The 6143-nt window shown below is 56.0% G+C and carries 9 protein-coding genes; all 9 read right to left on the reverse strand.

The window, feature by feature from the left end; all coding sequences use genetic code 11:
• The coding region (locus QNK41_RS07880) for a cation transporter (protein ID WP_319255478.1) at positions 1-611 on the reverse strand (611 nt) is incomplete at its 3' end.
• A gap of 57 nt (positions 612-668) precedes the next feature.
• Positions 669-1187 (reverse strand): c-type cytochrome, encoded by a 519-nt coding sequence (locus QNK41_RS07885; RefSeq protein ID WP_319255480.1) that lies wholly within the window; start codon positions 1185-1187, stop codon positions 669-671.
• Positions 1188-1415: a hypothetical protein gene (locus QNK41_RS07890; RefSeq protein ID WP_319255482.1), complete on the reverse strand. Its 228-nt coding sequence runs from the start codon at positions 1413-1415 to the stop codon at positions 1188-1190.
• A gap of 1 nt (position 1416) precedes the next feature.
• Entirely contained in the window at positions 1417-1692 is a 276-nt protein-coding gene (locus QNK41_RS07895; protein WP_319255484.1) for a cbb3-type cytochrome c oxidase N-terminal domain-containing protein, read from the reverse strand.
• A gap of 159 nt (positions 1693-1851) precedes the next feature.
• Complete coding sequence (locus tag QNK41_RS07900) at positions 1852-2112, reverse strand: hypothetical protein (protein WP_319255486.1); 261 nt, start codon at positions 2110-2112, stop codon at positions 1852-1854.
• Between the two features lie 283 nt (positions 2113-2395).
• Complete coding sequence (locus QNK41_RS07905; protein WP_319255487.1) at positions 2396-3331, reverse strand: cbb3-type cytochrome c oxidase subunit II; 936 nt, start codon at positions 3329-3331, stop codon at positions 2396-2398.
• Positions 3328-4698, reverse strand: coding sequence for a cbb3-type cytochrome c oxidase subunit I (locus QNK41_RS07910; protein WP_319255489.1), 1371 nt, complete (start codon positions 4696-4698; stop codon positions 3328-3330). The genes QNK41_RS07905 and QNK41_RS07910 overlap by 4 nt, the downstream gene beginning before the upstream one ends.
• 113 nt (positions 4699-4811) lie before the next feature.
• Complete coding sequence (locus QNK41_RS07915; RefSeq protein ID WP_319255491.1) at positions 4812-5441, reverse strand: cytochrome c3 family protein; 630 nt, start codon at positions 5439-5441, stop codon at positions 4812-4814.
• Positions 5442-5581: 140 nt separating this feature from the next.
• Positions 5582-6143, reverse strand: a 562-nt coding sequence (locus QNK41_RS07920; RefSeq protein ID WP_319255493.1) for a hypothetical protein, incomplete at its 5' end; no start/stop codon positions are given.

Below are 6143 nucleotides of genomic sequence, written 5' to 3' on the forward strand. Positions count from 1 at the left end.
AGCATCATGACGTTGGCGGAGAGCAGGCCGGCGATGATCAGGCGAATCAACTCCTTGCGCTGGGCGCGCTGCCCGACCTTTGCGGCACCGCTTTCGCGGAGGCCATAACCCAGGTGTGTGACCGACTTGCGGATCTGGTCGGGGGCCACGCGGTCCGGACGATAACGGCAGCGCAGGCGATCCGTGGAAAAATGACAGCTTGCCGCCTGTACCCCGTTCAACCGGGAGACCGTCTTTTCGATGACCCAGGCGCAGGCCTTACACCACATGCCCTCGACCATCAGGTCCAACGCCAGGGTGCCGGATGGGTCCGGCACTGCTTGCTCATCTTCAATCGGTTTGGCGCTGGCCTGGGTCTCCTGCTTTTCGCGTGCGTTGATGCGTTTTAGATCGTCCTCGCTGGCGGGGATTACCCCGGCAGCCACACACTGACGGTATAAATCGGTCTCCTTGAAATGCGTCGGATCGTCTACCTCGGCCGATTCCAGCAGCATGCTGTAGACCATCCGGCAGCCCTGGCAGCAGAACCGTAACGGTTGATCGTCGACGGAATGGGAAACGGCACCGTAGCGCAGTGGTAGGCTGCAGAGATGGCAGGTGGATTCATCCATGATTGTTCGCCGGTTGTGCAAAGGCGGGAAAAGAAGTGTTAGCTACCTGTTGCCGGATCAGTTGCGCAGACCCAGGCTCTTGACGTAGGCGATGGCATGCCACCGATCGTTCACCGCCACGGTCGTGGCCAGGGCCGGCTGCCGGCCGCCGGGAATGCCGTAACTGATCTCTTTGAACAGCACGCCCACAGGCATGGACTGGACTTTGGTACTGCGAAGGTCGCCGGGCGGCGGGGCAAAACTCTGGCCAACGGTTCCGTAGCCGTCGAAGTTCTTGCCGTGGCAGTGAATGCAGTAATACTGGTAGGCGGTTTTGCCTGAAGCGATGGCTGTGGTGTCGGCGAGCGAGAAGGGGGGCGTGATCGCTTCGGCAGTCGCGGCACGGAAAAGTGCCTCACCACCGTTAATGGGGACACTACCCGCCGCCATGACCGGAATGGGTTTTTCGTGGGGCTTGATCGCCGGGGTTTCCCACATGCGCCCAACGGATAGTACTTCGTCGTAACCGGTGATTATGCCCCAGGCCACCAGGGCGACGGTTGAAACGATCAGGCCGACTGACAGTATGCGAACCATTTATTCTCCTCCGGCCCCTCTGACGTGCTGCGGGTTGGGCAGCCCCTGGTATACGGCATAGGGCGACGATGCCGGTACATCTTTCACCGGGCGATAGGCCCAGGTGGGCTGGCCCATGTCCGAGACCACATAAAAGGAAAGAAAGCCCTTGAACAGGATGATGCCCAGCATGACGCCGAGCCAGAGCCAGGTTCTGAGCAGGGATTCGTGATGGTTTTCGTCTTTCATATCAGATTTTTACTCCCAATAGGCCGTGCATGACAATGTATAAAAAACCCCAGATGAAGGTCCCGGCGATGATCAGCATCATGATCAGCGGGTAGGGCGCGTCGCGTTCTTCGAGGCCGTCGACATAGCGGCCGGTGATTGTTTTCTTGCGCGCTTCACTGTCCTTGCCGTGCAGATGGGCAAAGGCCAAGCCCACGCCGAAGACCACCATAAAGATCAGGGTGGGAAACAGCCAGGCCATGGTGTGCTGGAAATTCAGCAGTTCATAGAATCTCATGGGTTGTACCTCTTATTCAGTGCCCATCCATAAAGGATTATTTTGCCCGATATCTGCGTTATGTTCAAAATTTCATCCTCGGAATATCAACTATATGCCTACGGTGAAAGATTTCGCATGCCTTGTTCTCGAACAAAATCCTTCTTTTCTGGACGGACACTATTTACTGAAATACAAGGCATAGGCCAACACTGCTGCCGTTGCGCCCAGGCCCGCCGTTGCCAGGAAAAAGAGCCCGTATATCTCGAGCCGATTGAATCGGGTGGCCTTCAGCGGCGGCTGATCGGTATCGTCCCGCAGAGGCAGAAAGCGCGCCCGCTGCTGATCGTTGAACTGACCGGTCCTGAAGGCCCAATAGAACACCACCAGGCTGATGGTCAGGCCGATGCCGATATAGGCGATGAAGTAAGGATAGTACATTCGGTTTTTAGGCTGAAGGCTGAAGGTTACTAGTCTATTTAACCGATCGAATCAAGCCGTTCAGCACTTTCTCCGTTTCAACGATAAAGGGTTCACTTTTTAATGCATCCTGTTCTTCTTGAAAACCTAACTGCTTTTATAGAAGCTTAGTTTCTTTGGCTAAAGGAAATCGTGGCTGCAGCTTTAATCAAAATATGTTCCTTTTTTCTTCCTGCTAATCGTTTTCGGCCTATTAACCTATCCTTCAGCCTAAACCCCTTCCGTCTGTCCACCTCGTATGAGCCTAAGGCTCATATGCGGCATCGATTCCCTTCGGTTCGGTGTTGGCGTCGCTGTCGTTGATGAAATAGACGGCCACATAGTTGCCGACGTCCCAGATTTTCTCCGACTCCAGCTCGCGCTTGAAATAGGGCATGGCCGTGCCGGTGATGCCGTTCATGATCTGGTAGTAAAGAATCCCACCGCTGATCTCCCGGTTTTTCAAAATGGTGAAATTGAGTGGTGGCGGATAGATCCACGGCTGGGCCGGGCCCATGCCGTCGCCCACCGGACCGTGGCAGCCGAGGCAGAAGTCCTGGTAGATTTTGTGACCCCGCGCCAGCCCCGCCTCGGTCGTGGGATAGGGGTTGGGCACGTCACGCCAGCCCTGGGGGATGTTGTCGTTGAGCCACTGAACATTGGCATCCGGGCCGGCCTCATAGGCTTTGATGGCTTCCGCCTTCCAGAAAGTTTGGCGTGCCATGCGCTTGTCAGCGTCCTTCATGCCCAGGCTCTGCACATAACGGGTAAGGTTGTTGATATTCGGTTCACCCAGCCATTTGAAGGCCGGCATGATGGACAGCGGCCGCGTGTAACGGGGATTCGTGAAGTGGGCGACGTGCCAGTCGTCCGGGTGCTCGCCGCCGTCCTGGGACAGGTCCGGTCCGGTGCGCTGGGAGCCCAGCAAAATGGGATAATCGGCCACATAGTCACCGGCCTGGGCGATGCGTTCAGCACCCAACCCCCAGTCGATGGTGCGGATGGACTGGCTATGGCAGTAGACGCAGCCATTGGCGATATAGAGTTTTCTCCCGGCGGCTTCTTCGGGCGACCGCTGGCGAAAGATTTCAGAGGGCGTGGTCTGGTTGGTGTGGACATAGGGCAGCAGCACCACCACGAATACGATGGTGGCCAGGATCAAGAGTGAGCCGGTGACCACGGCAAGGGGGGTCATTTTCATGATGACGCTCCGGATTTTCCGAACAATGTGCGGACGATGTTATAGAATCCAAGAACAGCGCTGGAGAAGATCAACAGACCCAGGCCAGCGCGCACGACGTAGTACACGTGGATTTCCGGCAGTACCCGGTAGACGGTTTCGCCGTTGATCCAGGCGTTGCCCTGGATCAGTCCGGCGATGGTCAGCACCACAGTAAATCCGACCATGCCGATAAGGATCATCCAGTATTGAAAATCGGCCAGAAATCGGCTGAACAGGGGTTTTCCTGACAGCTTCGGAACCGTGTAGTAAAGCCCGCCCAGGGAAATCATGCCGGCAAAACCCAGTACACCGAGGTGGGCGTGAGCCACTACCCAGTTGTTGAAATGGGTCACACGCTGGACGTCGGGCAGGGCCATGAGTGATCCCTGGATGCTGACGAAGAAGTACATGATGGTGCCGGTGAAGACGAATTTGGCACCGATATCGGCGTGGATTTCACCCAGGCGGCCCTTGGCCGTGTACCAGATGTTAACCAGAAAGGCCATGACCGGGATCACCATGGCCACACTGTCCACGATGGCTACCACCTTGAGCCAGGTGGGCACCGGTACCTGCAGCAGATGATGGGTGCCGATGTGGGTGTAGACCACGATCAATGCCCAGAATCCCAGGAGGGAGAGGGTGTGGCTGTAAAGGGGGGCCCGACAGGCCCGCGGGATCACGTAGTAGGCCACCGCAGCGCTCAGAGGCGTCAGCAGCAGGCCGAAGACGTTGTGGCCATAAAACCAGAGCAGGATGGCATCGGGGATACCCACCAGTGCGCCAGTATCTGGTTTCCAGATCACGTTGCCCAGGGCATAGGTGCAGGCGGTGAGAATGGTGCCGGCCAGCACGTACCACACGGAGACATAGAGGATCGGCTCCTGGCGGTGCTTCACCGTCATGATGAAATTGAAGAAGATCGAGCTGAAGGCGGCCACCACCATGATGTCCAGGGGCCAGATCAACTCGGCATATTCACGACCCTGGGTAAACCCGGCGGCCAGGCTGGCCACCACGCCGACCAGGGCAATATTCCAGGCCACCACGGTAATGACCCCCAGCCGTTCACTGAACAGCCGGGTGCGCAACAAGCGGGGGATGAAATAGAAGGCTGCCGAGAGGAGCCCCGGGGTGACAAATCCGAAGAGCACCAGGTTGACGTGGGTGGGTCGCACGCGTCCGAAGACGATGCCACCCATGTTTTCGGCCAGATCCGGGGCCACCAGTTCCGTGGCCCCCAACAGCCCGTAAAAAGTGGCGATCATCATCCAGAAGGCTGAGGTCAGGGCAAACCCCTTGGAGGTGGTGTTCGTGGATTCAAGCGATTGGGTGTCAGCGGCCAATGGCGACTCCTTGTAATTTTTAATTTTGAATTATGAATGTTGAATGAATGTATGCCATCCATTTATAAACGATAGAATGCCTTCATTCAAAATTAAAAATTTAACATTCATCATTAACTGTGACAGGCCAGCCAGCAGCCCAGGTTGGCCTTTTTCTCCCGATGGCACTCGATACAAAACCCCATCTTGAACCGTTCGCCTTTCAACCGATCCATCTCCTTGACTTCACCGTGGCACGATTCGCAGGCGATTTCCTTTTTGATATGCCTTTCGTGATTAAACAGCACGTGTTCGGCCAGTTCGTAAACTTTTACCCATGGTGTGGGGGTGTTGCTGTTGAAGTAGTCGTGTTCTTTCTTGATCTCCGGATGGTTGGCGATGATGTAGGTGTGGCAGAACAGGCATTTTTCCACTGCCGGCAACCCCGGATGTATGGATTTGTCCACGTATGAGTGGCAGAAGCGGCATTCGATGGCCTTGTGCCCGGCGTGCAGCCGATGGCTGAAGGGGATGGGTTGAGTGGCGCCGATGCGGGTGGCCGGCGACGCATAGAAAAAGAAAAGGAATCCCAACACAAGCACCACACAGGCAGACACCCAGAACATGGGGCCTCGGTTTTGCCAGACGCGCTCCAGCGTCTCGCCGAAGGCAGTGAAAAAGCGCATAGGCCGTCCACGCGTGCCGATCAGGATGACGACCACCGCAAGGGTGAGCAGAGAAAAGGAGGTAATCAGAATTTCCATTATTAATGCTCAGGGATATAGGGTTTTAGACTTAAGGCTAAAGGTATCTGGACCGAGACTGACCACCTATATTCAAGAGCGGTTCTTTTCCCGGATGTAAGTATGATTTTCATCGTTATGGGGTGACCCATTGTCTGTCCCTAACCACTTTCAACCTCCAGGCTATTGATCTTTTTGCCCTGCAGCAGTTCGGGGAATTGTTTAAAATAAACGGTGACGGCAGCGGCCAGCAGGCCGAAAAAACCGACGGCTACGGCGGCTTCCACCCAGCCCAAGGGAATGTGTTGGGCATGGTGATGGAAGGAGGGGCCCAAGAGCAGGTAGTGCTCCAGCCAGATACCGGTCATGACCGCCAGACAGATCACCGTCATGGCCCTGGGCATGGTTTTGATCCGCCGGTTGAGCAGGATCAGAAACGGGGCCAGGAAACAGCCGATGAAAACGGTCCAGGCCAGCACGTTCCAGGGGGCGGCCATGGTGCGCTCGATCACATAGGCGGTCTCTTCGGGGATGTTGCCGTACCAGATCACCACGAACTGGGCATAGAAGAAATCGGCCCACACCAGGCAGAACGCGAAAAAGAGTTTGCCGATATCGTGAAACTGGTTCTCCTCGACATGGTAGCCGTTTCTACTGCTCAGGTTTAAAATTGAAATCAGTACGATCCGGGCCCCGAAGCCGATGAAAACGGCTTTAACAAAG

This window comes from Desulfosarcina sp., from assembly GCF_033791525.1.
GTDB lineage: Bacteria > Desulfobacterota > Desulfobacteria > Desulfobacterales > Desulfosarcinaceae > Desulfosarcina.